Source organism: Paenibacillus chitinolyticus NBRC 15660 (assembly GCF_000739915.1).
In the GTDB taxonomy this organism is placed as follows: Bacteria; Bacillota; Bacilli; order Paenibacillales; family NBRC-103111; genus Paenibacillus_F; species Paenibacillus_F chitinolyticus.
On the sequence record NZ_BBJT01000003.1, the window covers coordinates 945,689 to 969,598 of the forward strand.

General features: G+C 54.6%; 24 protein-coding genes. 6 read left to right on the plus strand and 18 right to left on the minus strand.

What is annotated here, in order from left to right; translation table 11 throughout:
* Positions 1-75 precede the first annotated feature (75 nt).
* Genes PCH01S_RS09625 through PCH01S_RS09635 form a run of 3 tightly spaced genes read right to left on the minus strand, consistent with a single transcriptional unit; the run spans position 76 to position 2,505 of the window.
* Entirely contained in the window at positions 76-1,287 is a 1,212-nt protein-coding gene (locus PCH01S_RS09625) for an ROK family transcriptional regulator (RefSeq protein ID WP_042228708.1), read from the minus strand.
* Entirely contained in the window at positions 1,280-1,816 is a 537-nt protein-coding gene (locus tag PCH01S_RS09630; protein ID WP_042228710.1) for a chromate transporter, read from the minus strand. The genes PCH01S_RS09625 and PCH01S_RS09630 overlap by 8 nt, the downstream gene beginning before the upstream one ends.
* Positions 1,817-1,830: 14 nt before the next feature.
* Entirely contained in the window at positions 1,831-2,505 is a 675-nt protein-coding gene (locus tag PCH01S_RS09635) for a chromate transporter (protein ID WP_042228713.1), read from the minus strand.
* A 381-nt stretch (positions 2,506-2,886) separates the two neighbouring features.
* Here PCH01S_RS09635 and PCH01S_RS09640 point away from each other — a divergent pair, with 381 nt between their 5' ends.
* The gene (locus PCH01S_RS09640; RefSeq protein ID WP_042228715.1) at positions 2,887-3,891 is read left to right on the plus strand and encodes a phosphatidylinositol-specific phospholipase C/glycerophosphodiester phosphodiesterase family protein; all 1,005 of its coding nucleotides are present in this window, start codon (positions 2,887-2,889) and stop codon (positions 3,889-3,891) included.
* A 152-nt stretch (positions 3,892-4,043) separates the two neighbouring features.
* Here PCH01S_RS09640 and PCH01S_RS09645 read toward each other — a convergent pair whose 3' ends face one another.
* The 15 genes from PCH01S_RS09645 to PCH01S_RS31305 form a co-directional block, all read right to left on the minus strand.
* On the minus strand, positions 4,044-4,277 hold the full coding sequence (locus PCH01S_RS09645) for a CsbD family protein (RefSeq protein ID WP_042228717.1): 234 nt from the start codon (positions 4,275-4,277) through the stop codon (positions 4,044-4,046).
* 298 nt (positions 4,278-4,575) lie between these two features.
* Positions 4,576-5,235, minus strand: coding sequence for an HD domain-containing protein (locus PCH01S_RS09650; RefSeq protein ID WP_042228719.1), 660 nt, complete (start codon positions 5,233-5,235; stop codon positions 4,576-4,578).
* A gap of 321 nt (positions 5,236-5,556) precedes the next feature.
* Entirely contained in the window at positions 5,557-6,276 is a 720-nt protein-coding gene (locus tag PCH01S_RS09655) for a KDGP aldolase (protein WP_042228720.1), read from the minus strand.
* Between the two features lie 40 nt (positions 6,277-6,316).
* A complete protein-coding gene (locus PCH01S_RS09660; protein ID WP_042228722.1) occupies positions 6,317-7,417 on the minus strand; it encodes a DgaE family pyridoxal phosphate-dependent ammonia lyase in 1,101 nt (366 codons plus the stop codon).
* 76 nt (positions 7,418-7,493) lie between these two features.
* Positions 7,494-8,144 (minus strand): DUF4310 family protein, encoded by a 651-nt coding sequence (locus PCH01S_RS09665; protein WP_042228724.1) that lies wholly within the window; start codon positions 8,142-8,144, stop codon positions 7,494-7,496.
* Between the two features lies 1 nt (position 8,145).
* The gene (locus PCH01S_RS09670; protein WP_042228726.1) at positions 8,146-8,931 is read right to left on the minus strand and encodes a DUF4311 domain-containing protein; all 786 of its coding nucleotides are present in this window, start codon (positions 8,929-8,931) and stop codon (positions 8,146-8,148) included.
* Positions 8,932-9,008: 77 nt separating this feature from the next.
* Positions 9,009-9,347, minus strand: coding sequence for a DUF4312 family protein (locus PCH01S_RS09675; RefSeq protein ID WP_042228729.1), 339 nt, complete (start codon positions 9,345-9,347; stop codon positions 9,009-9,011).
* Between the two features lie 3 nt (positions 9,348-9,350).
* Positions 9,351-9,716 carry a glycine-rich SFCGS family protein gene (locus tag PCH01S_RS09680; RefSeq protein ID WP_042228730.1) on the minus strand — a complete coding sequence of 122 codons (366 nt, stop codon included), beginning with the start codon at positions 9,714-9,716 and terminating at the stop codon, positions 9,351-9,353.
* A gap of 13 nt (positions 9,717-9,729) precedes the next feature.
* Entirely contained in the window at positions 9,730-10,095 is a 366-nt protein-coding gene (locus PCH01S_RS09685) for a PRD domain-containing protein (protein WP_042228731.1), read from the minus strand.
* The gene (locus PCH01S_RS09690) at positions 10,079-11,218 is read right to left on the minus strand and encodes an amidohydrolase/deacetylase family metallohydrolase (protein ID WP_042228732.1); all 1,140 of its coding nucleotides are present in this window, start codon (positions 11,216-11,218) and stop codon (positions 10,079-10,081) included. The genes PCH01S_RS09685 and PCH01S_RS09690 overlap by 17 nt, the downstream gene beginning before the upstream one ends.
* A 2-nt stretch (positions 11,219-11,220) precedes the next feature.
* Positions 11,221-13,143 (minus strand): BglG family transcription antiterminator, encoded by a 1,923-nt coding sequence (locus PCH01S_RS09695; RefSeq protein WP_042228733.1) that lies wholly within the window; start codon positions 13,141-13,143, stop codon positions 11,221-11,223.
* A gap of 195 nt (positions 13,144-13,338) precedes the next feature.
* Complete coding sequence (ptsP, locus tag PCH01S_RS09700; RefSeq protein WP_042228734.1) at positions 13,339-15,093, minus strand: phosphoenolpyruvate--protein phosphotransferase; 1,755 nt, start codon at positions 15,091-15,093, stop codon at positions 13,339-13,341.
* Between the two features lie 8 nt (positions 15,094-15,101).
* Entirely contained in the window at positions 15,102-15,359 is a 258-nt protein-coding gene (locus PCH01S_RS09705) for an HPr family phosphocarrier protein (protein ID WP_009677256.1), read from the minus strand.
* 202 nt (positions 15,360-15,561) lie between these two features.
* A complete protein-coding gene (locus PCH01S_RS31300; RefSeq protein ID WP_241688840.1) occupies positions 15,562-16,314 on the minus strand; it encodes a hypothetical protein in 753 nt (250 codons plus the stop codon).
* The gene (locus PCH01S_RS31305) at positions 16,314-16,808 is read right to left on the minus strand and encodes a hypothetical protein (protein WP_241688839.1); all 495 of its coding nucleotides are present in this window, start codon (positions 16,806-16,808) and stop codon (positions 16,314-16,316) included. The genes PCH01S_RS31300 and PCH01S_RS31305 overlap by 1 nt, the downstream gene beginning before the upstream one ends.
* 218 nt (positions 16,809-17,026) lie before the next feature.
* Here PCH01S_RS31305 and PCH01S_RS09715 point away from each other — a divergent pair, with 218 nt between their 5' ends.
* The 5 genes from PCH01S_RS09715 (at position 17,027) to PCH01S_RS09735 (ending at position 23,623) form a co-directional block, all read left to right on the plus strand.
* Positions 17,027-18,244, plus strand: coding sequence for a S8 family peptidase (locus PCH01S_RS09715; RefSeq protein WP_042228736.1), 1,218 nt, complete (start codon positions 17,027-17,029; stop codon positions 18,242-18,244).
* Positions 18,245-18,656: 412 nt separating this feature from the next.
* Positions 18,657-20,402 (plus strand): ABC transporter ATP-binding protein, encoded by a 1,746-nt coding sequence (locus PCH01S_RS09720; RefSeq protein WP_042228738.1) that lies wholly within the window; start codon positions 18,657-18,659, stop codon positions 20,400-20,402.
* Positions 20,395-22,296, plus strand: a complete 1,902-nt coding sequence (locus PCH01S_RS09725) for an ABC transporter ATP-binding protein (RefSeq protein ID WP_042228740.1) — start codon at positions 20,395-20,397, stop codon at positions 22,294-22,296. The genes PCH01S_RS09720 and PCH01S_RS09725 overlap by 8 nt, the downstream gene beginning before the upstream one ends.
* Positions 22,297-22,622: 326 nt before the next feature.
* Complete coding sequence (locus PCH01S_RS31740; protein ID WP_327195255.1) at positions 22,623-22,913, plus strand: helix-turn-helix transcriptional regulator; 291 nt, start codon at positions 22,623-22,625, stop codon at positions 22,911-22,913.
* 11 nt (positions 22,914-22,924) lie between these two features.
* Positions 22,925-23,623 carry a DUF4386 domain-containing protein gene (locus PCH01S_RS09735; protein ID WP_042228742.1) on the plus strand — a complete coding sequence of 233 codons (699 nt, stop codon included), beginning with the start codon at positions 22,925-22,927 and terminating at the stop codon, positions 23,621-23,623.
* The last annotated feature ends 287 nt before the right edge of the window (positions 23,624-23,910 follow it).

Below are 23,910 nucleotides of genomic sequence, written 5' to 3' on the forward strand. Positions count from 1 at the left end.
CCACCAATTAAAGGATATCTTATCTAGCCGAATCAGCGCTCGGCTTTTTTTCTGAGATCATAAACCGCCACAACCTTAGATCGCTGACAGCTGGCGGATAACCAGTCCTGCCGCCCCGATGGCGAGGGCTTCCTCTCCGAAGCTTCCTTTGCTGAATAGCACCTGGTAGTCGGGGTAATAATAAGTTTTCTTTATCGCGGTCTGTGTGGCGGTATAGAAGAATAAATCATTCGTCGAAATAAGCGGTCCTCCGAGCACGACCTTCTCCGGATGCAGCATATTGAGCAGGTTCGCCAGCCCGATGCCGAAATAGACGGCGGCCTGCGTAATGACTTCAACCGCCAGCGGGTCCCGGCTGTGGAGAGCCTGAATAATCTCGCGGAACGTAAGCGCATCCGGACTGCCGAGCGCGGATAGAACACTGGAACGTCCCTGCTTGAGCCGTGCACGCATTTCGCGTTCGACGGCATAAATGGAGGCATAAGACTCCAGCGCCCCGTAATTCCCCTCCTGGAGCCGGGGGGCGACGCCATCCGTCTGGATGATCATCTGCCCGATCGAGCCTTCCATATCGACGGCCCCGTAGATGAGCTTCCCTTCGCTGAGCATGGACGAGCGGAGGCCGACGCCCAGGTGTACATACAGCATATGACGGAAGGAGCGTTTCTGCCTGGACCAAGATTCCGCCAGAAGCGCCGTATTTGCTCCGTTATCGAGAAGTACGGGCAGCCCGAGCCGTTCCTCCAGCATCTTCCGGACGGGCACGCCGTGCCAGCCGGGCGTCGGGAAATAACGCGGATTCAGGATGATGCCTTCCTCCCGGTTTACCGGGCCCACGGCTCCGACACCCATGCCGAGCACGTGTCCGGGGGAAAAACCTCTGTGCTGCAGCATCGCTTCCGCTTCGTCGGCGATGGACGCCAGCAGCACATCCGGCGTCAGCCCCTCCTTCATTTCCCACGTCCTCGATTCAAGTACCTTCATCTGCATGTCGGTCAGAACGAGACGGGAGAGAGTACGGGATATATCAACGCCGAATGCGCAGCCGTAATCCGCCTGAATCCGGTAAAGAACCGGTCTGCGGCCGCCCGTGGACGGGCCGTGCCCCGATTCGGCGATCAGACCCTGCGCGCACAGTTCGTCCAGCAGCCGGGTAAGTGTGCTTACGGTCAAGCCGCTTTCCTCCAGCAGCTCGATCTTGGAGACCGTCCCCCCTTGGCGGATCAGCTCGAACAACTCTTTTTGTTTGCGGTTTCCGATGCGCTCGGAAATCGGACTGTTAACCATAAATCGCCACACCCACTAACGCACTAAGCAGAATAACGGACAACGGATGCATTCGGTAACGGGTAAGCCCCAGCAGCGCCAGCAGGAAAATGGCCGCTGAAACGCCGGTTTTCCAGGTCCACCATTCTGCCCGGAAATAGGTAAAACCAAAGCGCAGAGCCGCTACGACGACCAGCGCGGCCACTACGGGACGAAGCCCGTAAAAGACGGTTTTGACAGTTCGGTGCGTCCGGATGGCATAGAAGAAACGCGCGACGGCCGCGATCAGAACGATCGACGGGAGCACCATGCCCAGCACGGCTGCCGCCGCTCCGGGAAGCCCCATCGTCATTTTGCCGATATAAATCGCGCAGTTCGTCGCCAGCGGCCCCGGTGCCATGCCGGAAATCGCCACGGCCTCCGAAAACTGCTCCGGCGTCAGCCACCCCTGCAGCTCGACCTCATGCTGAATGGCCGGAATCATCGCGAATCCGCCCCCGAAGGAGAGAATTCCGATTTTGAGGAACGTCCAGAAAAGGGTGATCAGCATCGTTACACTCCCCATTATATGCCTTCGCCGAAATAACATTCGAGCTCGGGATAGCGGGGAACGGCCGGGTCAGCGGACCGCTCCCGTCTCCGTTTTTTAGGCTCGAAGCGAACGGCGAAGCCGAAATGTCCTTTTGCCAGCACCAGCACGCAGCCGGCGGTAACGCCAAGCACCATGACGAGCAGAGGATGGATTCCCGTCAGAAGCAGAGCCGCTATAGAACCTGCGAAGACAGTCAGCGAGGCGCCGTCGAATACCGAAGAGCGCAGCAGCTTCAATCCCGCATAAGCGATCAGAGCCAGAACCGCCATCTGAATGCCTTCCATTGCCGCAATAACTTTAGGATACTGCCTGAACGCTGAAAAGCCAATAGCGAGTATAAGCACCAGCACGAAGGTAGGCAGCATTATGCCGAGAACGGCGGCAAGCATGCCGGGAACGCTTCCGAGCTTGTAACCGATAAAAGCGGCCGCATTCACGCCCACTCCGCCGGGAGCGACTCCCGAGACCGAAATCACTTCGCCGAATTCGTCTTCGTCCAGCCAGCGGCGGCGCAGCACGATCTCCCGTTCGAGAATGGGCAGCATGGCAAACCCTCCGCCAAAAGAAACGGGCCCGATGCGGGCAAACGAACCGAATAATTGCAACAGCAGTTTCAAACGGGCAGCGGAAAATTTCAAGAGATTCATCTTCTTTCGTGTCTGAATAAGTGGATATCTCCATTTTAAACGACTTTCTATCATTTTGGAATAAACTTATGCGTATTTCTACTCATTTAGACGGATTCATCTGTTTATTAGCCGAACTTATACTCACTTATCCTTCATTTTATATAAAAGCTGGGATTTTTAACGTCAATTCCCTTTCTTTATAAACCTAAAATCCGATCTTCATAATAGGACTATAATTCCATATTTCGACAAAATATAAGCTTACCTGCCTTTTTTCTTGTTTCACTCCAAATTTACCGGGTAAATAAAGTTAGTTTCTAACAACCCGTACGTCATGCGCTCAATCGCCGTTTTGAGGGGTTGAGACAGAAGATGAATAACATGAAGGAGGTTGTTTTAGTGAAAAAACACTTAACGGGAGTTCTGGCTCTTCTGCTTACGCTGTCGCTGCTGCCTTTCCAGCACGCATCGGCGAAAGAAGCGGAGCCTTGGACCGATCAGACCCTGATCGCTCATGCGATGGGTGGAATTTCCGGTGAAACTCTCACTAACTCATATGAGGCTTTTCTGATCAATTACGAAAAAGGTCACCGCCTGTTCGAAGTCGATCTTAACTTGACATCGGACGGACAGCTCGCGGCACGGCACGACTGGCTCCGTTATTTGTCCGATCGTCTGCAGCCGACCCTTCCCGACAATCTTAAAGACGGACCTGTCACCTTGGAGGAATTCAAACGCCACAAAATTTTGAACAAATACACGCCTCTTGATCTCGATCTGCTGCTTCAACTGCTGGAGCAGTACCCGGACGCGTACATCGTAACCGATACGAAAAGCGAAGACCCGCAAGTCGTTCAGAAACAGTTCCAGCTTATCGTGCAAAAAGCAAAAGCGGTAAATCCGGCTCTTCTGGAACGCATTGTTCCGGAATTGTACGAAATCGACATGATCAACCAAGTGAAACAAATTTATGATTTTCCAAACTATTTCTTCTCTATCTACATGACCAGCTACTCCGAAAAAGAAATCATCTCTCTGGTGAAGAAAAATAACATCAAGGCGGTAGCGATGCCGGTCGAACGGGCTACCTCTACGATGATCGGCGGCCTGAGCAACCTGGGTGTTCCCGTCTATGTCCATACGGTGAATGAGTTGAAGGAAATCAAGAAGCTGAAAAAAATCGGCGTACACGGCTTTTACACCGATTTCCTGACTTACCGTGAGGTTGCGCCGGATTCGGCGGCCGCCAAAACACAGACCGCAGTCAAAGCGGCATCGGCCGCGCCGGCGGGCGACCAGGCAAGCAGCGTGGTACAAGCCGGGGATAAACCCGCTGCCGGGGCGCCTAAAGAGACGCTTATGCAAAAGCTCGCTTCGCTTGTCATTCAGGTTTTTGAAAAGTAAACGATCTAACGGGTTCGCTCATCCGGCGGCCCGTTTTTTTTGCGCCCGAAATTAATGGCCCTGCGGTAAGCCCGGAAATACAAAGAAACCGGATCACGAGGACCCGGTTCTTCCTATAGGAACGGAGCGCGCTCCGTTTCTTTCATATGTGCTTATATACGGCGATCGGCGTCTGCGGGGGCTTCGTCACGGTAGCTGCTGGACCAGCGGTGATATTCGTCCTCCGCGGCATCCTTCGTATGCCCGTAACGCTCTTGAAGCTTGCCTACAAGTTTGTCTTTCTCACCGTTAATAACATCCATATCGTCGTCCGTGAGCTTACCCCACTGTTTTTGCGCTTCCCCTTTGAGCTGTTTCCATTTTCCTTTGAATACGTTGCTGTCCATGGTATCTCATCTCCTTAGAGGGTTATTGGTTATCTCTACAATTCTTACTTACCCGGCAAGGTGCTTGATGAAACCCCGGAGCCCATCCTACAAGAGGCTTCGCATCCAAATCAAAAGAGCCGACTCTCTTGGAATCCAAGCAGCTGTCGGCTATCTTTATTACATCACACTTCCTCCCGCTGCGGCAGGGGGAAATTTTTACAGAAAGGGGTACAAATATCCACTTAAACAGGGCGCTTCGCTGTTACCTTGTGTGAGCGTCATTCCGTTCAACGTCTACCGCTCTCGCCTGCCGAAATTACAGGCCACTTCCATTTCCCAGATTCCATTCGGAATAAAACCGCACCAGATACTGCTCCATAAACTCATGCCGTTCCTCGGCCAGCTGCCTGCCGGTCTCCGTGTTCATCAGCTCTTTAAGCTTGAGAAGCTTCTCGTAAAAATGATTGATCGCAGTGCTCTTGCCTTCCCGGTACTGTTCCGCCGTCATTTCAGAACGCGGTTCGAGCTGCGGATCATAAATCAGGCTTCCCCGCGCCCCCGCGTAAACGAATGTCCGCGCTATGCCGATGGCTCCGATCGCATCGATCCGGTCCGCATCCTGGACGATCCTGCCCTCAAGTGTGCTCATCTTGGTGCCCGTGCCGCCCTGAAAAGACAAGGTTCCGATGATGTCCAGGATATGCCGGATCGTTTCGCCGGGCACCTCGTTGTCCGCCAGCCACTCGGCGAGTTTCTCCGTTTCCCTCTTCTTGTCGTCCACCAGTTTCTCGTCAACCAGATCATGCAGTAAAGCAGCCATTTCACAGACAAACTCGTCTGCATTCTCCTTCTTTGCGATAAGCTTGGCCAGACGCGTTACACGGTGAATATGCCACCAGTCGTGCCCGGTCGGTTCGTCCTTCAGCTTTTCCCCTGCCAATTGATACGCTTTCTCCAAAACAGTCTGTGGTTCCATAGCATACAATCCTTTTTAAATAATAATTGTGGAAAGAACGCCTCGATTTTGCCCCGGTTTGCTTCTGATATGCAGCGGGTCCAATCTCCGGACAAAAAAAAGTGTACTCCCCGGAATTGCGAGAGTACCAGAACGTGTGGAGTGTGAAATTGAAGCTGACCCGTACCCTTATTACACCATAAATAGACAAAGTTCATAAGGGATAAATTCGGCGAATAAAGGGCACAATTGTCTACTCTTTACTTGGAATTGACTTTTCTCAGCAAAAATACCGCATACGGCTTCAGCCTGTATGCGGTATTGAGCTTTTTACAGCGTCTATTATGAAATAGCGCGCATCAATTCCTTCACATCTTCAATGCGTGTCAAGCCGGTTGCGGAATCGATAATCGACGTGTACACGTGAGGAATGATGATTTCCGCACCGTTCTCCGCACAAACTTCCACGACTTTGCCGATGGTATCGATGTCGATGCCGCCGGTCGGTTCGAAAATTTTGATTCCCTGCGCGACGGAGGCTTTTACCATTGCCGCCAGCTCGTCCAAATGATCCGTCCCGCCGATCGGATAGAACTTGACGGAATGAATGCCGATTTCAGCGAGCATGGCTGCTGCCGCTTCACAAGAAATCGTGTCGTTTTCAAAAGAAACGCTGGTCGGTCCCGTGGCGATTCTTACTTGACCGGCCGTTCCGCTTGGCGTGATCAGGGCGTTCACGAGCGTATCCTCACTGCCAACCGCGCGCATAGCTCCGAGCGTGTAGCCCGCAGCCGGGAAAACCTGGTTGACGTGAGCCGGTTTCGTGCGGACGGAAACGTCCACAACCTTGCTCCACATCGCCGGATCGCCGGCGCCGAGACCTACGGAAACCGGCACGCCTGCGGCTTGAAACTCTTCTACGGTTTTAACCGCTTCGTCCACGGAAGGGAAGTTCTTAACCATCAGGCCCACATATACGCGACCTTCCGCCGCTTCTACGATCTGCTTGGCGTTTTCAGCCGTTTTCGCTAATACGTTTAATTTAATCGTCGGTTGTGCCATTTCTCTCCATCTCCTTTATCTTTAAGGGGGTTTTTAAAGACTAGGCTTGCAGAATTTCTTTGATTCTCTGCGCGATCACGCGCTCCTGGCCTTCCAGCAGAGGACGCGGGTCCACGCTGATGATTCCGAGGTTGGAGTAATGATTGCGCGTGTACACGGCCGGACTGCCGGATTCGAGCTCCTTAATGAGCTCGTAGGCGGTTTTGCCGGCGGCTTTCGCGTCAATGGTGAGCTGCGCGCGGTAGATGGCGCGTCCGGCTTCGTCCTGAGTGATAGCACCCTTCACGCCGGGAACGTCTTTCAGCTCCGCGATGAGCCATTCCATGCGCTCACGCTGCTGCTGGGACTCGTCCGGGCGGTTGTCGTAACGGCGAAGCGCCGTCAGGAGGCCGATGATGCCCTCCTTGCCGATCTTCATCGGACGGCCGACGCCTTTGTACTGCGCCCGGCAGGCAACCATCAGGTCCGCGCGTCCGCAGATGAAGCCGGACGTCGGGCCTTCAAGGGCTTTGCCGCCGCTGTACACGACGATCTCCACGCCCATCGCGACGTACTTGCGGAAGTCTTCTTCGGCGGCCGCGTCCACGATAAGCGGAATGCCTTTGTCCTTGGCGATGGCCGCCATCGTTTCGATGGACTGCATGCCCTTCTGCACCGCGTGGTGAGACTTCACATACAGCAGGGCGGCGGTTTTGTCCGTGACCGCTTCCGCGATGTGGTCTTTCTCCACGTGGTTGGCTTGGCCAACCTCGACGACTTTGCCGCCGCCGATAGCGATCATCTGCGGAATGGACGCTCCGAAATGGACGGAGTGGCCTTTCTGGATGATGATCTCGTTGCGGAGGCCGTCGGTGAGCGGAATACGCTCGATCAGCGACAGGCTCGTGCCTGCGATGACGGCCGCGACCGAAATCGCGATGCCTCCGGCCGCGCCCGTGGTCGGACAGCCGTCTTCGGCGCCCGTCACTTCGGCGATGACCTTGCCGGCCTGCACCATCAGTTCGCTGATGTCCACGTAGTCCATTGCCGCCTCGGCAACCGCCGCCGCCACATCTTTGTGGACGGCGCTGGCACCGAGAGCGGTCATTTTGCCGCTTGCATTGATGACTTGCTTACAACCGTAACGCTCAAAAATACTCATGGTCTCTCTCCTCTATCCTTGATTTGAATCCATGGTATGAACATCTTGTCGTGCAGAGCTCTTTCGCCAATCTCGCTTATTTCGTTACGATCGGGAAGATCGCGCCGAGGATCATGGCTCCGATAATCGCGCCGCCGGCGATCGGCTTTTTGTAATAGTAGAAAATAGCTGCGCCGATAGTTGCGCCGATCCCGACCGGAATGGAAGCCATAACGGCGGAAATGACAATCAGCGGGCCCAGATAACGCCCGGAGGCGTTCCCCGCACCCATCATGACATCTGCTCCGAACGTCGAATTCGAGGCGTTGATCGTAAATTTACGAATCAGGATGATGACTGCACCGACGGCTACGCCCAGTACGGCGCCTGTCAGAAGAGCCAGCGGGAAGTTCGTGAGCGGTGCCGTCATACCCGCGCCGAGCATAAGAGCCGGCACACCGATGCCGATTCCGGTTTGAAGCGAGCCGCCGATGTCGAGGATACCGACCAGAGGGGCCTCGAGAATACGGGCGAACAGGAAGCTTGCGCCGAATGCCGCTGCGGCCCCGTAGCTGCCGCCCTTCAGACCGGCTTCCAGCATGGCGACGATTGCGATATCGTTAAAAGCGCCTACATGATATACATAGTATAAGTGAGTTCCGGCGAAAATCCCAGAGGAAAGACAGGCGACGAACAAAACAAATGCCCACTCGGAATACCAGAAGCCTCTTTGCAAGTTGTTTTCCATGTTATTTCACCACCGATCCGAAGAATGCGTGCAGGTCGATAAGCCACTGCGGCGTTGTCAGGCTCATGCTCTTAAGAAGCGCCACGTCAAACGCGCGGAAGAAGCCGCTGAAGATGAACAGCAGGATAACGGCAACGAGCATGGTCTTCGTAATCCGGTTCCAGCCGCTGTCGTCTACGCCTTTACCGATCAAAATCCCCAGCACGATACCCGGCACGGCGTTGCCCATGACGAGATGGGAGAAACCGCCGAGCATGGTCGCCCATACGCCGGTCCGTTTGCCCGCATCCATGGCTGCGGTCCAGAATACGATCGGCATGATCGGATTGATCAGCCAGTTCGCGGCCGGGACAAGTACCTTCGTCGCCACGGATTGCAGCGAAGCCGGAATTGCGGCGGCTGTCGAGTTCAGTAGCGCGACAACTACCGCGCCGATAATCGCGCCGGTCCAAGCCATTTTACGCGGATCGTGGAGAGTTTCTTCCAGCTTTTTGTTGCGGGAAAGCAGCGCAGCGGCCGACCAGTGCGGAATGATCCGATGGTCGACGTCCTGGGTCAGGGCGCCTGCGCCCACGACGGATGCCCAGGCGTTGAACAGGAAGCCGAGGCCGAACGAAAAGTGAGCGACGGCGTCGCCTTCACAGGCGTTCAACTCGCCGAAAGTGCGGAATGCGCCCATTCCCTGCACGTTCGGTGCGTGGAACATCCGCGCTGCGCCGGCTCCGACCCCGAAACCGACCAGGAGTCCGATAATAATGGACTCAAATACGATCATCAATGTATTCATGTGTATCCCCCAAAACTTCAGTATACAGGTGGTCTCCAGTTCTCTCTATCCTCACACAACACAGCTGCCCCGGCAGCTCAGCGCATATGAAGCAGACGCTGATACTTGCTAAGGTTCTCTTTATTTTCTGTAAATTCCACTTCCGAAAGGTTTACATATTTCAGTTTGACCGTTATTCGCAGAGTCACCTCGTAACGAGTTCTCGTCCGCGGAAATAAGAATCCGAGAAACTTCTCACGGTATTGCGTCAAATGGGCCGAAACGACTTCCACATCCTGAGGCTCGATTTGCAGAAGAACATCTGACGTCTCCTTCGAAATTTGGCTTTTCATGCGGGTCAGAGCCTGTTGAAAAGCTCCCTGCTTGGTTTCCGACATCCCGCTTACGACGAGTGTTAACGGCTTTTCCTGAAACATGGTTTACCTCCCGTTTTTCTTGATATATTCTTCGGTTAGACGGCGGCCGAGTTCTTCGACATCCATGAAACCGAACCCAAGAACTTTTTTACCTTCGCGTATCGCCGTAACGCCCGCATCAATGGAACGCATGCCGAATTCCATCGGATATTTATATTTGGTATTCGCCGTAACCGCACCCGCTCCGCCGCTTCCGCAGAAGGAAATGCCGAAATCCGCGTTTTCCTTGTTCATCACGTCGCCGAGCTTCATGTCAGCGCCTACGCCCGGAATCACAATCGCAACGCCTCCCGCTGCCTCTACCCCTTTTGCCACGTTCTGGCCTTTGCCGAGACGGTCACCGATAACTACTTTCACTTTGTTTTCCATGAACTTTCACTCCTCAAAGGTTAGTTTTCGCCGCTTCGAAATGAACAGCCAGGAAGAATACCTCGGCGTCATCCAGTTTCCTTTGCGGCGGCATGTTGTAGCCGGCGAACAAGCGCTTGCTGAGATCTATGGACTCCGCGCTGATCTCCTCGAACATCTCGGGCTCGATTTCCGGCAAATATTCGTCCTGATCGACTCTTCTCAGGAAAGCGAGAAGATGAATGCCGATAATGACGGCTTTCGTATGCGGTATACTAAGCCCGATCTCTTGCGACATCGGACGAAGTTTCGTTAGCAGGTCTTTCACCGCTTCGAGCTTTTCGGGAGAAGCTTCCGTTTTTTGCGGAATTTCTTCCAGGACTTCATTTATGTTGTACATGATGTATCGCTCCAGCTCTTAAAGTATATTGCGGCAGCAGCTGCTGGTCGTATCGGACCGTTGTGCCTTCCGAATCCGTAAGGGAAACGGGCTCCTGCACAAGCCGGAATACGGTGATATCCGCTTCGGCGCCTTCTCGGAGGGTACCGATTTCGTTTTCACGCTGAATGGCTTTGGCCGGGGCCACGGTGGACCAGGCTACCACCTGCTCCAGGGAATATCCCATCGCCAGGAGCTTCGTCATGGTCAGGGCGAGGCTGTAAACCGGCCCGCGCTCCAGGTTTTCCAGATACAAGTCCGTGGAAATGGAGTACGGGTCGATCCCCAGTTCCTTCGCTTTCTTCATCGTGTCAAAGCTGAAACTGGAGCTTCCGTGTCCGACATCGAACAGGACACCGCGTTCAAGCGCGCGGACCGCCTGCGGAATCAAGCCTCCGTCCGGGCTCAGGATGCCGCCCGCTTTGCCGTGGAAAGCATGCGTGACCACATCGCCGGCTTCCAGCAGATCCAGCACGTCTCCAAGCTGGGGCGGGGCGTTGCCGATATGGACCATCACCGGAAGACCGGCTTCTCTCGCCGTATCCTTGGCGATCTGCAGAGGCCGGATGCCGCTTGTTTTGACGACCGAGCCGCTCATACGGGCCTTGATCCCGATAATAGCGTCCCGGTTGCGCTCGATAACCGCCAGAACTTCCTTGGGGTCCAGCTTGGTCAGATCGGCGAGCTCCGAACGTCCTTCGACGAGGCCCGGCGCCGAGATATTCAGCCAGGCGTAAACGCGGCTTTTGCTCGGCTCGATGCTTCTGCGGACGAAATCGTCGAAATTGGCGGCTCCCGAGCTTCCGGCGTCGACCACAGTCGTTACCCCTTGGTCGATTCCGACACGGTCAGGGGCTACGCCCATGGCAGGCACGCCTTCATAAATGTGGGTATGAATATCAATGAAGCCCGGCGATACATAACTCCCCGAAGCATCGAGCGTTTGCCCGGCCTCGACGACAGCCGTACCCGGTTTGAAAACACCTGTGATTTTCCCTCCGCTGACCGCAACATCAAATGCACCGGATATTCCTGTGGAAGGATCGATTACTGTTCCTCCGTGGATCAACAAATCCGCTTTCATGGTTACGCACTCCTCTCAAAATACCGTAGAATGGCCATTACTTCGCCTTCCGTCGCGTGGATGCGATGCTCGGAAAGCAGCATTTTTAATTCCTCCGCCAGCTCGCCTTCCGCCCCTTCGGCTGAAAGAGCGGAGTCCGTCTGGATATAAGCCGTATCGAATGCGATGCGGTTCATCATAAAAAGCAGATGAAGCGTCAGGCCTTCGAGTCTCTCTTCATTCAGATACGGAGCGAAACGTGTCCGGATTGCCCGGCTCAGTTCGAAGCCTTTCCAGATGATATCCTGGAATTTCTGCTCCAGATAGGAAAGCTCGGGCCGCTGCAGGCTCGATGACCGGCCTGCCGACACGCCCTCCGCACCCCCGTGCTTCTCCAGGTTTTCAAGCCTCAGCCGGATCGATTTGAAATCGTTCTTATCCGGAATCGGATTGACTACCACGACGGGGACGTGCGCTTCAATCGGGAAAATACTGATGACCAGATCGAAATCGCCGACAACCTGCTTGTCAAACTCCATCACGGAACAGAAAGCCGCGACCTGGAGTGTCTTGATTTCATTTTCGATGACCGTCTTCAAAAGCTTCGACGTCCCCCGGCCGGTTCCGCATACGACCAGCGCCCGGTACTGCTGGACTTCCTGCCTGCGTTCGAAAGCGGCCTGAAAGTGCAGAACAATATAAGCGATATCCGAGTCCGACAACAGAATGCCATAAGGGGAAAATACTTCACCGCAGGCGGATCTCACGGTTTCGAACATGGTCCGGTAAGATCGGAGTATTTCTTGAAGCAGCGGATTCGGCTCCGCGACTCCGTAGCTGTACTTGTTCAGTTTGTCTGCGATATGCGCATGCAGATGCTGCATGAGATCCGGATCTTTGCGGAACCGGACGTGAACCGACTCACTCACGATGTCGATAAGCTTCTTCGTCACGGCAAAAGCGTCAGGCAGCTGCGCCCCTTCTTCATCCCGTCCTTTAAGCAGCGGAGGGATCAAACCGATTGCCGGGAGGCTGACGTAGCGGATGTTCTCCTCCGAAAGAGGAAGCTCCAGCTCCGCGAACAGTCCCGTCAGCTTCTGCCGGAATAAATCCGAGATGCTGAGGTGATAGCCGGCCAGCGACCGCTGATCGGAGGCGACAGTGCGTTCGCCGGAATCGGCGGCCGGTTGTTCCTCCGCCGGGCGCTGCCTCTGAATGACGATGCAGAGCCGGATAAACACCCCGATGATCGCATTGTCCGTCAGCAGCAGCTGGGTTTTCTCCCGGATCTCGCGGACCAGGGAGCCCACATCCTCGAACACGCGGTCGAGATCGCGCACCGGCTGCAGAAACCATTCCAACAGCTTGCTGAAGTGAAGGTGCGGACGCCGCTCCTGCACGACTCCCTGCACGATCTGGAACATGTCGTTTCCGTCCAGCAGGTCCTGGATCACATGCTCCAGCACTCCCCGCCTTCTCATTTCGGAACCGCTTACCCGGATTCCGTGCCGGGTGCGGTTCAGCGTCAGTCCCGAACCCGCAAGCAATTGATCGGCAAGAGCCAAATCCGCCTGAACCGTGTTCCGGCTTACATCGTGCTTGGCGACGAGCTCGCCGATGGTGAGGTACCCGTCCAGCAGCAGCAGATCGATAAGCATGTGCCTCATCCGTCCCTGCTGGTTCAGAAAGACGTGCTCGCCGACGGCATCCAGCTTCTCCAGCAGATGAATGCGGTCCGTATCGCTGCAGTCGATCCAGATCCCCCGGCTCGGCTTTGACAGCAGTTCAATCTGCTCCTGCTGAAGCCAAAGCCGGATGGATTCGAGATCGTATTTCACGGTTCGTTCGCTGACTTGAAACACTTCCGCACATTCCTTGATGCGGAGCGGACTGTGGGAATAGACGATTTTTTTGAGCAGTGCACGAGATCGCGTTGTGAGCGTCATGATAGCCCTCCTGCATATTCATCCTGTTAACGTCTATTGTACCACTACCCGCCCGCCAGTACGGAAGAAAAACAAGACCTTTCCCGCCGAGATACTGTCTTCGCAGTTTCCGCTGATTTCACTCGTAAGCGTGCGTTGTTTCATTTTGAGGTATTTTTAGACTTACGGGTATATCGGGCCGGCCCGCGCTAAAGTTTACAGCCACTCCGCCACGGCCGGAACCCGGTTTATGATATGCCGACGAATTTCTTCGGCCGTATCCAGTTCCAGCGCTTCGTCCGCCAGACGGCTAAGCTCGCTCCGGTTCAGCTTATGCATAAGCGCCCGCGCCGTAGCGACGGAGCCGCTTCCCATGCTGAACTCATCCAGCCCCATGCCGAGCAGCAGCGGTATCGCGACGACACTGCCCGCCATTTCGCCGCACATGCCAACCCAGCGGCCTTTCGCATGCGCCGCCGTGATGACGTGTCGGATCAGCCGGAGCACCCCCGGATTGAACGGTTCGCTCAAATGCGCGATCGTTTCGTTCATCCGGTCCGCCGCCATCATGTACTGCACGAGATCGTTGGTGCCGATGCTGAAGAAGTCGGCTTCGCGCGCCAATTGGTCAGCCGCCATACCCGCCGCCGGCACCTCGATCATGATGCCTACCTCGACGTCCTGTGCGTACTTGACGCCCTCGGCGTCCAGCTCGGCTCTCGCTTCGGCCAGGACCGCGTTCGCCTGACGGAGCTCTTCGATGTTCGAGATCATGGGATACATGATCTTCACATTGCCGTAAGCGCTCGCACGGAGTATCGCGCGCAGCTGCGTGCGAAACAGATCCTTCCGGTCCAGGCAGAGGCGGATAGCGCGGTAGCCCAGGAACGGGTTCGCTTCCTTCGGCAGAGTCAGATAAGGAAGCTCCTTATCTCCGCCGATGTCCAGCGTCCGGATGACGACCGGCTGGCCGGCGAACATTTCGGCCACGATCTTGTAGGCCAGAAACTGCTCCTCCTCCGTCGGCATCGTATCGCGCCCCATGTACAGGAACTCCGTCCGGTACAGCCCGATGCCTTCGGCTCCGCCGTCTCTGGCAGCCTGGGCGTCCTGCGGACTGCCGATGTTGGCGGCAAGCTCCACATGATGCCCGTCGGCGGTTTCCGTCGGGCGTCCGATGTAGACGCCCAGCCGCGAGCGGCGCTCTTCGTACCGGAGCTGCTTGCTCCGGTACAGCTCCAGCAGCCCGGCATCGGGATTGATGTGGACGGTGCCTTCGCCCCCGTCCACGATCACGTAGTCGCCGGGCTGTACCCGCTCCGCCCCCGCGCCCATGCCGACGACCGCGGGAATTTCCAGCGAGCGGGCCATGATCGCCGAGTGCGAGGTACGGCCGCCCACCGCCGTAACGAAGCCGGCGATGCGGCTGCGGTCGAGCCGCGCCGTATCCGACGGCGTAAGGTCATGGGCGAAGAGGACGACCGCTTCGCCCCCGCCGCCGATATCGCCGGCGGATTCCCCGCGCAGCAGGCGCTGGAGGCGGCCCGCCACATCGCGGATATCCGAGGCGCGTTCGCGCATGTACGCGTCGCTCATGTTCTCGAACAGCTCCACGAGCACCTTCGCCGCGTCTTCCACGGCCGCTTCGGCGTTCAACCGCTCCGAGCGGACGGCTTCGGCCGCCGCCCCGACGAAATCGTCGTCTTCGAGCAGCAGCATGTGCGTCTCGAAAATTTCGGCATGAGCCTCGCCCAGTTTGAGAGCGGTTTCTTCTTTGAGGCACTGAAGCTCGTCAAGCGCCTCCCGTGTCTTCTCCTCCAGCCTGGCAACCTCGGCTGCGATTTCCTCTTCCGGCAGCGTTCTGCGCTGGGCTTTCTCAGCCTGCGGCTGCCATAAATGCGCTTTCCCCATCGCATAGCCGGGAGCGGCCGCGATGCCCTTCACGCTTTCGGTAACTCTCTCCTCTATCATCCGGTCACCTATTCAAGTACGGATTCGAGCATGGTTCCCAGCTCGTTCACCGCTTCTTCTTCCTGCTCGCCGGAAGCTTTGACCGTTACTTTATCGCCGTAACGCATTTCCAAAGAAAGCAGTCCGACGATGCTTTTCGCATTGACGCTTTTGTCGCCCTTGGCAATCGTAATGTCGCATGTAAACGCTTTTGCTTTTTTCATAAGTGCCCCTGCGGGACGCGAGTGAATACCTAACGGATTTTGTACGGAAAACTCTTTCTCCATCTGTGGTATCTCCTTCCGAATTAAAACGGTTTCTGTATGGCTTAAACATTTTGTAAAGGAAAGGTTCCTGTAAGCCCAAGATAACGCAACCGCTTCCAACTGAAAAGATCAAACCTTTTGCACCATCCTCGGTGCAAAAAGAAAACCGGATCTGGGAAGATAGTCCCAAATCCGGTTATTTCGGTCCCGTTTTACAGGGAATTCAGGCGGAGAAAGTAGGCGGTCGAGGCAGATTTCCTTCCTCTCCGAGAGGTTCCGTGCCCTCCCTTTTTTTCCGGCCGTGGGCCATTAGCCTGACGGCTTTCGCCTGCACGACCGGAATCAAAATCAGACTGGCGAGCGTGACGCCGATAATGGAAATGTACAGCCAGCCCTCCAGTTTATCCAAAGACATAATGAATACGAGCAGCACAATCCGCATGCCGACCAGCATGCTCTCCCGCCAGATAAGGAAGGCCGCTTTCCGGCCCGGTGCGTAGTCCTCAATACATTGAAACTGCTGGGCGTTCCAGATCATCGCAAAGAAAAACATGCCGAACGCCGTAAGCACATTCGAAAGGATCAGCAGCGGTTTAAGAGGAAACATCGCGATCACAAACCCGGCCGACAGCAGAAGAACGCCGAGCCAGAGACAGAAATGATCGTTCCATTTGAACTTGCGGTACAAAATCAGCCCCAGAAAAGCCGCGCCCGTATACAACAGATTCAGCAGTGCGATCAGCAGCTTATCCTGGGTAACCGTGAACGTGAAGACAAGTGTAAACAGGTTTTGAAACTGAAGGAATACGCCTCCAGCCAATATTGAGAGGATCAGCCAGACCGAATGGCGGTCGCCGAAAACCCGCTTCCACTGAAGCTGCTGCCAGAAGCCCAGCCGGGGCGTTTCCGTTCTCGGAAGTGATATACGAGGCATCGTAGCCGAGAAAATCAGCATGACGATCAGGAAGACAAACATCAGGACAAACGAGCTTTCATACCCGAACCAGCTGATAAACTGGCCGAAATAATAGGAATAACCATGGACAAAATCGACGCGATGAGATTGTTCGCCGCAAAAAAAGAGGCGATTTCAGTTCCTTTCCCGGAAAAAGAAACGCTTAGATTTTGGGCGACCGTATAGAACCCCCACATGAGACCGACCGGAAATCCGATCAGGGCGATCCACAAAATCCGGTTCTCCAGCGTAAGAAACGTCAGCATAACAAATGCGGCCGTACCTCCGAATGCGGACAGGGCGAGCAGCAGGCGGATCGTACGGTGGTAGAGCAGTTTCGCCCCGAGAACGAACGAAAATCCCCATCCGAGAAACATCACCATGTTGAACCAGGAAATTTCAAAAATGCTGGTATTCGCCTGCCAGATATACAGGTTCACGAAAATCCCGATGTAAATAAAAATAATGGACGACACAAAATTCATGATCAGCATTTTTCGTATGTTCGTCGACAACGGATTCACCCTTCCGGCTTAAGCATCCGATCAATCGGGAAAATTTTCCGATTCTCAGGCTCTTTCCGCATTATAAGCATAAGTTGTAAGCGCGTCCATGATTAAATTTGTTAAATATACGTGATTATTTTTTATAAAGAGACAACCCCCCAATCCTCTCAATCTAGCGGTTCATAACATAGAGAGATTTTTCTAATCGAATCCGGGAGGAATGATCCATGACGACTTTGATCTCCGTACTCGCTTTCATCGCCGCAGCCGCTGTCGTTTATTTCATTTTCCGCAAAAAAGAACTGCCGAAAGAACCCCATCGGCCCTGCCAGCTGATCGTAAAGTTCAAACCGGAAACTCCGGAAGAGCTTATTGCAAACCTTCATAAAAAATACAAATGCAAAGTCGTGGAACAGTGCGGCACGCTCGGTCACCAAGTTCTGTTTACGAAGCGGCCTCTTCTCAAAACGATCAAGCACTATGAAAAACACGAGGTGCTGGAGTATGCCGAATTAAACTACATGTATCAGGCGTTCGAGCCCGCGCCTTCCGGCGGCAAGAAGCCCGGGAAAGGGCAATCCTCCTCGGATGTGCATGCATTAGCCATCCCTAACGATCCTTATTTCGGCCTCTATCAGTACGGTCCGCAAAAAATTTCGGCCCCCTCGGCATGGGATGTGGCGCAAAGCGCCAGTTCGGTCGTCATCGCCGTCCTCGATACGGGAGTCGAACTGACGCATCCGGATCTGGTCGCGCATCTGGTTCCCGGTTACGATTACGTGGACAATGATCCGAATCCGAGTGACGGCAACGGACACGGCACCCATGTGGCGGGCATCGCGGCCGCCGTTACGAACAACGGGATCGGAATCGCCGGCGTCGCCCCGCTCGCTTCCATTCAGCCTATCCGTGTTCTCGACAACTCCGGCAGCGGAACGGTAAGCAATATCTCCAACGCGATCATATACGCCTCCTTCTTCGGCGCCAAGGTCATCAACCTGAGTCTCGGTTCCCCGTACAGCTCGACTACTCTCCAATACGCGCTCGATTACGCCTGGGGCAAAGGCTCGGTCATCGTGGCTTCGGCCGGGAATGACGGGAGCACGACCCCCAACTATCCGGCCGCCTATTCGACGGTCATTTCAGTGGCTTCCACAGATTGGGCCGACAACATCTCCTCTTTCTCCAACCGCGGAAGCTGGGTGCAGGTCGCCGCGCCCGGAACGGCGATCCTCTCGACGTTCCCCGGCTCCAGCTACGCCTATCTCAGCGGCACGTCCATGTCAGCCCCCCACGTGTCGGGCGTAGCCGCGCTCCTTGCGGGACAGGGCCGTACGAATGCGCAAATCCGCGACGCGATTCTGTTTAACGCCGATCCGATTTACGGAACGGGGACGTACTGGGTGTACGGCCGGGTCAACGCGGACCGCGCGGTACGCTCCTGAGCGAGGCAGACAGGGAGACGTACGTAGAGGCTGCAAGTTGATGCCGAATGTGAGGTTACTGGGCCGTTTAGGTGAAGTTTACGAAACCGGTCGTGCCGCCTTGCAGGAAAGCCCGCCATTCTTACGGCGTTCCCCCCGCTTTAGAGATGCACCAGAGGAAAAAAGCTCCCATCACGGGGGCTTTTTATTGTTCTGCTTTTTTATTGTCCGGCCTCTTAATTCAGCCATCCTCAGTCCTTTAATTGGAGACGTTCTCCAAATCTTTCGATTTTCTTGGAAATAAATCGCTTTCAGCCCGTTTTGTCCGCCGTACGGTCTCATTTCCGCCTATATGGCGCTCTAGCTGCCTTGCCCGCTTTTTCCATTGGCCTTTACAATAAAGAAATGAATTTATCCCTGAGGAGGTGGTGGCATGGGCAGTCAGAGGCTGCTTCGGAATTATGTGAAAGCGAACCTGGGGTTGTATTCGGTCGGGGTCGCCTTTATTATCCTGTCTAACGTGGTGCAATCGTTTTTCCCCAGAGTCCTGGGAGAATTTACGGACGATCTGCAGCTGAAAGTCGCCACGTCCCACACGGTTGCCGGCTACAGCTTGCAGCTTCTCGGAATCGGTGTGGCCTACGGAGTGCTTTTCGGTATCGGCCAGTATACGAACGCCCGGCTTGGACGCCGGTTCGAATACGCGACAAGGCAGAAGCTGTTCCGTCATTTCTCCACGCTCAGCGAGCATTATTTCTCCAGGCACGGTGTCGGCAAGCTCCTCAGTTACGTCATGAACGACGTGACGGCAGTCCGAGAGTCCATCTCGAACGGAGTCAACCAGACCACCAATGCCATCTTCTTTATTCTCTCCGCTTTTGTCATGATGTCCTTCAGTTCCATTCCTTTCGGCTTAATAGCGCTGAGTCTCGCGCCTATGGCTCTTATCCCGTTTATCGTCGTGTTCCTCGGGCCGCGCATCCGCTCCCGGTCTCTTGAGGTGCAGGAATCGCTCGCCACGATGACCGAATCGGCCGAGGAACAGTTCGGCGGTATCCGCGTAACCAAAACGTTCGCGGCCGAAGAAATCGCCTACGAGCGTTTCGGCCGGAACGTCGATGATATCCGGGAAAAGCAGCTTCGGCTCGTCCGGATGTCGTCGCTTTTCCAGTCCCTTCTTCCCTTGATGGGCTCTTTTTCGATGATCATTGCCATTCTCGCCGGGGGCTATATGACGCTGCATGGCCAAATTACGCTCGGCAGCTTCGTGTCCCTTACCTTCTACTTACGGATGATGATGACGCCTCTGCAGCAGATCGGCAACGTGATCAATATGATGCAGCGTTCGCGCGCGTCGCTGGAGCGTCTCAATCACCTGCTGGCCGTAAAACCCGATATCCGGGAGGAGGCAAAAGCGGCGCATCTGGAAAACGGTGCGGGAGAACTGGAAATCCGCGGACTATCCTTCTGCTACCCCGGTTCGGACCGCCGCGCTCTGGAAGCCATCGATCTGAAAGTGGAGCCGGGCAGGACGCTTGGCATCATCGGACGCACGGGGAGCGGCAAAACAACGCTCGTCAAGCTGCTCCTGCGCATTTACGATCCGCCCGCGGGTACGATTTATATCGGTGGCCACGATATACGCCGGGTAACGCTCGAAAGCCTGCGCTCGCAGATCGCCTATGTCCCGCAGGACGGCTTTCTGTTCAGCACGACGATCCGGGACAACATCGCCTTCTCCAGGCGGGATGCGGCGGACGACGAAATGCAGCAGGCCGCGCGCGAGGCGCAGATTTACAGCAGCATTACGGAGCTGCCGCGCGGGTTCGAAACGAAGCTCGGCGAACGCGGCATCACCTTGTCCGGCGGTCAGCGCCAGAGAGCGAGTCTGGCGCGCGGCTTCATGAAGCGGGCCCCCATCCTCATTCTCGATGACAGTGTTAGCGCCGTGGATGCCGTGACCGAAACGAACATCGTCCGCCAAATCCGCGCCGCCCATCGCGACAAAACAACGCTGATCATCGCGCACCGGATCAGTGCGGTCAAGCATGCGGACGAAATCATCGTCCTGGATGAAGGCCGCATCGTGCAGCGGGGCACTCACAAGGAGCTACTCGCCCTTCCGGGCTTGTATGCTTCCCTGTATCAGATTCAGGAGGAGGGGACCCGGCATGCCTGATCCGAAATCACCGGACGCCAACGCTCCAAGGGAGCCTGCTTCCACCGGTTCGGCCGGAACTGAGAGGCCCGGGCAAACGGCGGATACCGCGAAAAGCAGCGGAGCCACCGAACCGAAAGAGGGCCCGCGCCCGGGCAGACTCGCCGCATTCAAAGCGACGCTCACGTATGCCAAGCCGCACAAGCTCACGTTCATCGGCATTTTTTTCTGCTCGCTGATCGCCATCATGGCCGAGCTGCTGCAGCCGTATCTGGTCAAAATCGCCATCGACGACCACCTATTCGGCGGAAGCGGAGCCATGCGGCCCCTTCTGATCATCGGCCTCTTTTACCTGGGGCTGTCCGTCGTCAACTTTGCTTTTACCTATATCCAGAACAACCTGCTCCAGTATGCCGGGCAAAGCATCGTCGCCAGTATCCGCAAAAATCTATTCGCTCATATTTCAAAACTGTCGATGTCTTTCTTCGACCGTTATCCGATCGGGAGCCTGGTCACGCTCGAATCGAGCGATACCGAGACGATCAGCCAGTTTTTCACTCAGGTATTCCTCAGTCTAGTCCGGGACGGGATGACCCTGGTGCTTATCATCTTTTTCATGTTTCAACTGGACGCCACACTCGCCTGGTACAGCATGCTTCTTCTGCCGGTCATCGCGCTGATCGCCGTCCTTTTCCGTTCCATGCTGCGAAAAGCTTACCAAGAGACGCGGGCGCAGCTGTCCCGCCTCATCGCTTATCTGGCTGAAAATCTCGCCGGGATGAGCCTGATTCAGACGTACAACCAGCAGGATGAGCAGTTCGGACGTTTCAGCGACCGCAACGGGCAGTACTTGAAAGCCAACCTGAAAGAAATCCGCACCAACGTGCTGTTCAACCGGTCCTTCGATACTTTCGGCAACATATCCGTCGCACTTCTCGTGTGGCTCGGGGGACTCGCTTTTCTCGGCGACAGCATCGAATTCGGTGTGCTTTACGCGTTTATCACTTACATCCGCCAGTTTTTTCAGCCGATCAACCAGATTACCCAACAGTGGAATACTCTGCAATCGACCTCCGTTTCGATGGAGCGGCTGTGGAACATTTTTTCCACGGAACCCGATGTAAAAGAACCTGCCGGCGAAGGTAAAGCCGAAGTCGACTGGAAAAAAACAGCCGGAAAAATCGACTATAATCACGTGGATTTTTCTTATGTGGAGGGAAGCAAAGTCCTCCGGAATCTGGACCTGCACATCAAACCGGGGGAAATGATCGGGATTGTCGGAACGACAGGCGCCGGCAAAAGTTCGCTGATCTCCCTGCTTACCCGCTTCTATGACGTGAACGCCGGAAGCGTCACGATCGACGGAACCGATATCCGGCGCATTCCGCAGGATACGCTTCACCGGATGATCGGGCTCGTCCAGCAGGAACCGTACCTGTACTCCGGGACGATCCTCGACAACGTGCGGCTGTTCCGGCAGGAAATCAGCCGCGAAGAGGTGACCGCCGCTTGTAAGGCCGTCGGCGCCCATCCGCTCATCGCCCGGCTCAAGGACGGGTATGACACGAAGCTTTCGGAACGCGGCAGCGGCCTCTCGGCCGGCGAGAGACAGCTCCTGTCGTTCGCGCGAATTCTCGTATTCAAACCGAGAATTCTTATACTCGACGAAGCTACGGCCAACCTCGACTCCCATACGGAGCAGCTCGTGCAAAAGGCGCTCTCCGTCGTCTCCGAAGGCAGGACGTCTTTGCTCATCGCCCACCGGCTGTCCACGATTATGCACGCCGACCGGATCATTGTCATGAAGCACGGCGAGATCGTGGAGGAAGGCACCCACGGGCAGCTGCTGGCCAAGAAAGGCTACTACGAGGAGCTGTACCGCCACTCGCGGGGCATGCAGGCGATCGGGTCCTGAATCTTCTGCCCGCATGTATAAAAAAAGACCCGCAGCCACACGTTCGGTTACGAACGCAGGCTGCGGGTCTTTTGTGTCAGTTTGCTTCCGTCACTGCAGCGAGGCAGGGTTTACACATACAGAATCCATATCAGGGCTACAAGGGAGGGGAAGCCAATCTCCACGGAGCTCTGCTTGCAACTTTCGCAGCCTCGAATTAGCCTGAACTCCATGCGGCTGTGAGAGTTCAAGCAATATTTTTCTTCTATTGACAGAAAAACACCCTCTTTGTTTAGTATCATGGAAGTGTCGAGCGGCCATGCAAACAAAGAAAGGTGTGTAACCCAATGGTACTCCATCGTTCCCTGTCTGACCAGTCTCGCTTTTCGTCCGTATTTCGATCTCTTAAACTCGGTAAACTGCTCCTCGAGGCAGGGATTCGGAAGTCTTTCGGTCATAGTGCTCTCGTTGTTTTTCAGTTGCTGTTTTCGCTTGTCTTCGAGAGCAAGAATTGGTTTCAAACGATAGTTGCCATCGAGAAGGGGAATTATTCACCTTCATTGGAGCTGGCTTTTCGCATCGCACGTGTTTTCGAAAAGTCCATCGAAGAGGTCTTTCAATATGATGATAAGCAATAAGGAGGTTCATTATGTTGAGGAAGAGTACAAATTCAGGTAGAAGGTCTGCAGTAATTACCGGGGTGTTATTAATATCCGGGTTGGTTACAGGTATATTTAGTGTCGTTCCTGTTATAGATGGAGCAGACTACCTTGTCAAGGCTTCTACAAATGGAAATCAGGTACTAATAGGAGCGTTTTTCCAGTTGTTAATGGTTGTTGCCTATGTTGGTATTCCTATTTTGATGTATCCGATTTTAAGCAAGCCTCATAAAGGTTTAGCTCTTGGATCTGTTGCTTTCGGCATCATTGCGGGTGTGTTCATTATTATTGGTGTAATCATTCTTCTGTTGCTGCTGACATTAAGCCACGAATTTGCAAAATTCGGAACTCTGAATGGTTCGTATTTTCAGACCCTAGGTGGATTGTTACGGGAAGGACGTGATCTGGTGAACCATGTGGCCACGACACTGACATCTGTTTTGGCAATGTTCTTGTTTAACTGCATATTTTACCAAACAAAATTTGTTCCGCGTTGGTTATCCGTTTCGGGTCTTATTGGGTCGATATTGTCCATATTGGCAAGCTTATTATTTATGATTCGCTTCATCGGTCTCGATGCAACCTACATGACGTTGAACGTTCCAATAGCCTCTCAACAATTAATTTTGGCCATATGGCTAATCCTTAAAGGATTCAACCGGGTTGATGTTCTAGAAAAGAAGGTGTAACAGAAATGAATACATCAGAACGTTTCTGGGACAAAACAGCAAGTCAATATGATCAAATCGATTGGAAGATGGGCATATCGTTCTGCGAAGAATGAATGAACTGTTGAAACCAGGAGGATTATTGATTTCTGCAACACCCTGCGTGGGAGAAAAAATATTTCTAAGCAGCTTGTTATTCTTTGCAGGCAGAGTTGGTCTAGCACCGAAGATAAGATCATTTAAAATACGCAATTTAGTCGTTACAATTGAGGAAGGGAATTTTTCAATTGTCGAATCGGATTGCTTGA

Excerpts from the sequence above, each read along its gene's own strand:
- PCH01S_RS09650 (WP_042228719.1), bottom strand. The coding sequence starts at position 5,235 with ATGGAACCACAGACTGTTTTGGAGAAAGCGTATCAATTGGCAGGGGAA.
- PCH01S_RS09655 (WP_042228720.1), bottom strand. The coding sequence starts at position 6,276 with ATGGCACAACCGACGATTAAATTAAACGTATTAGCGAAAACGGCTGAA.
- PCH01S_RS31740 (WP_327195255.1), top strand. The coding sequence starts at position 22,623 with ATGGTACTCCATCGTTCCCTGTCTGACCAGTCTCGCTTTTCGTCCGTA.
- PCH01S_RS09725 (WP_042228740.1), top strand. The coding sequence starts at position 20,395 with ATGCCTGATCCGAAATCACCGGACGCCAACGCTCCAAGGGAGCCTGCT.
- PCH01S_RS31300 (WP_241688840.1), bottom strand. The coding sequence starts at position 16,314 with ATGTTTGTCTTCCTGATCGTCATGCTGATTTTCTCGGCTACGATGCCT.
- PCH01S_RS09645 (WP_042228717.1), bottom strand. The coding sequence starts at position 4,277 with ATGGACAGCAACGTATTCAAAGGAAAATGGAAACAGCTCAAAGGGGAA.
- PCH01S_RS09665 (WP_042228724.1), bottom strand. The coding sequence starts at position 8,144 with ATGGAAAACAACTTGCAAAGAGGCTTCTGGTATTCCGAGTGGGCATTT.
- PCH01S_RS09660 (WP_042228722.1), bottom strand. The coding sequence starts at position 7,417 with ATGAGTATTTTTGAGCGTTACGGTTGTAAGCAAGTCATCAATGCAAGC.
- PCH01S_RS09680 (WP_042228730.1), bottom strand. The coding sequence starts at position 9,716 with ATGGAAAACAAAGTGAAAGTAGTTATCGGTGACCGTCTCGGCAAAGGC.
- PCH01S_RS09670 (WP_042228726.1), bottom strand. The coding sequence starts at position 8,931 with ATGAATACATTGATGATCGTATTTGAGTCCATTATTATCGGACTCCTG.
- ptsP (WP_042228734.1), bottom strand. The coding sequence starts at position 15,093 with ATGATAGAGGAGAGAGTTACCGAAAGCGTGAAGGGCATCGCGGCCGCT.
- PCH01S_RS09735 (WP_042228742.1), top strand. The coding sequence starts at position 22,925 with ATGTTGAGGAAGAGTACAAATTCAGGTAGAAGGTCTGCAGTAATTACC.
- PCH01S_RS09715 (WP_042228736.1), top strand. The coding sequence starts at position 17,027 with ATGACGACTTTGATCTCCGTACTCGCTTTCATCGCCGCAGCCGCTGTC.
- PCH01S_RS09695 (WP_042228733.1), bottom strand. The coding sequence starts at position 13,143 with ATGACGCTCACAACGCGATCTCGTGCACTGCTCAAAAAAATCGTCTAT.
- PCH01S_RS09705 (WP_009677256.1), bottom strand. The coding sequence starts at position 15,359 with ATGGAGAAAGAGTTTTCCGTACAAAATCCGTTAGGTATTCACTCGCGT.
- PCH01S_RS09630 (WP_042228710.1), bottom strand. The coding sequence starts at position 1,816 with ATGCTGATCACCCTTTTCTGGACGTTCCTCAAAATCGGAATTCTCTCC.
- PCH01S_RS09690 (WP_042228732.1), bottom strand. The coding sequence starts at position 11,218 with ATGAAAGCGGATTTGTTGATCCACGGAGGAACAGTAATCGATCCTTCC.
- PCH01S_RS09720 (WP_042228738.1), top strand. The coding sequence starts at position 18,657 with ATGGGCAGTCAGAGGCTGCTTCGGAATTATGTGAAAGCGAACCTGGGG.
- PCH01S_RS09685 (WP_042228731.1), bottom strand. The coding sequence starts at position 10,095 with ATGTACAACATAAATGAAGTCCTGGAAGAAATTCCGCAAAAAACGGAA.
- PCH01S_RS09675 (WP_042228729.1), bottom strand. The coding sequence starts at position 9,347 with ATGTTTCAGGAAAAGCCGTTAACACTCGTCGTAAGCGGGATGTCGGAA.
- PCH01S_RS09635 (WP_042228713.1), bottom strand. The coding sequence starts at position 2,505 with ATGAATCTCTTGAAATTTTCCGCTGCCCGTTTGAAACTGCTGTTGCAA.
- PCH01S_RS09625 (WP_042228708.1), bottom strand. The coding sequence starts at position 1,287 with ATGGTTAACAGTCCGATTTCCGAGCGCATCGGAAACCGCAAACAAAAA.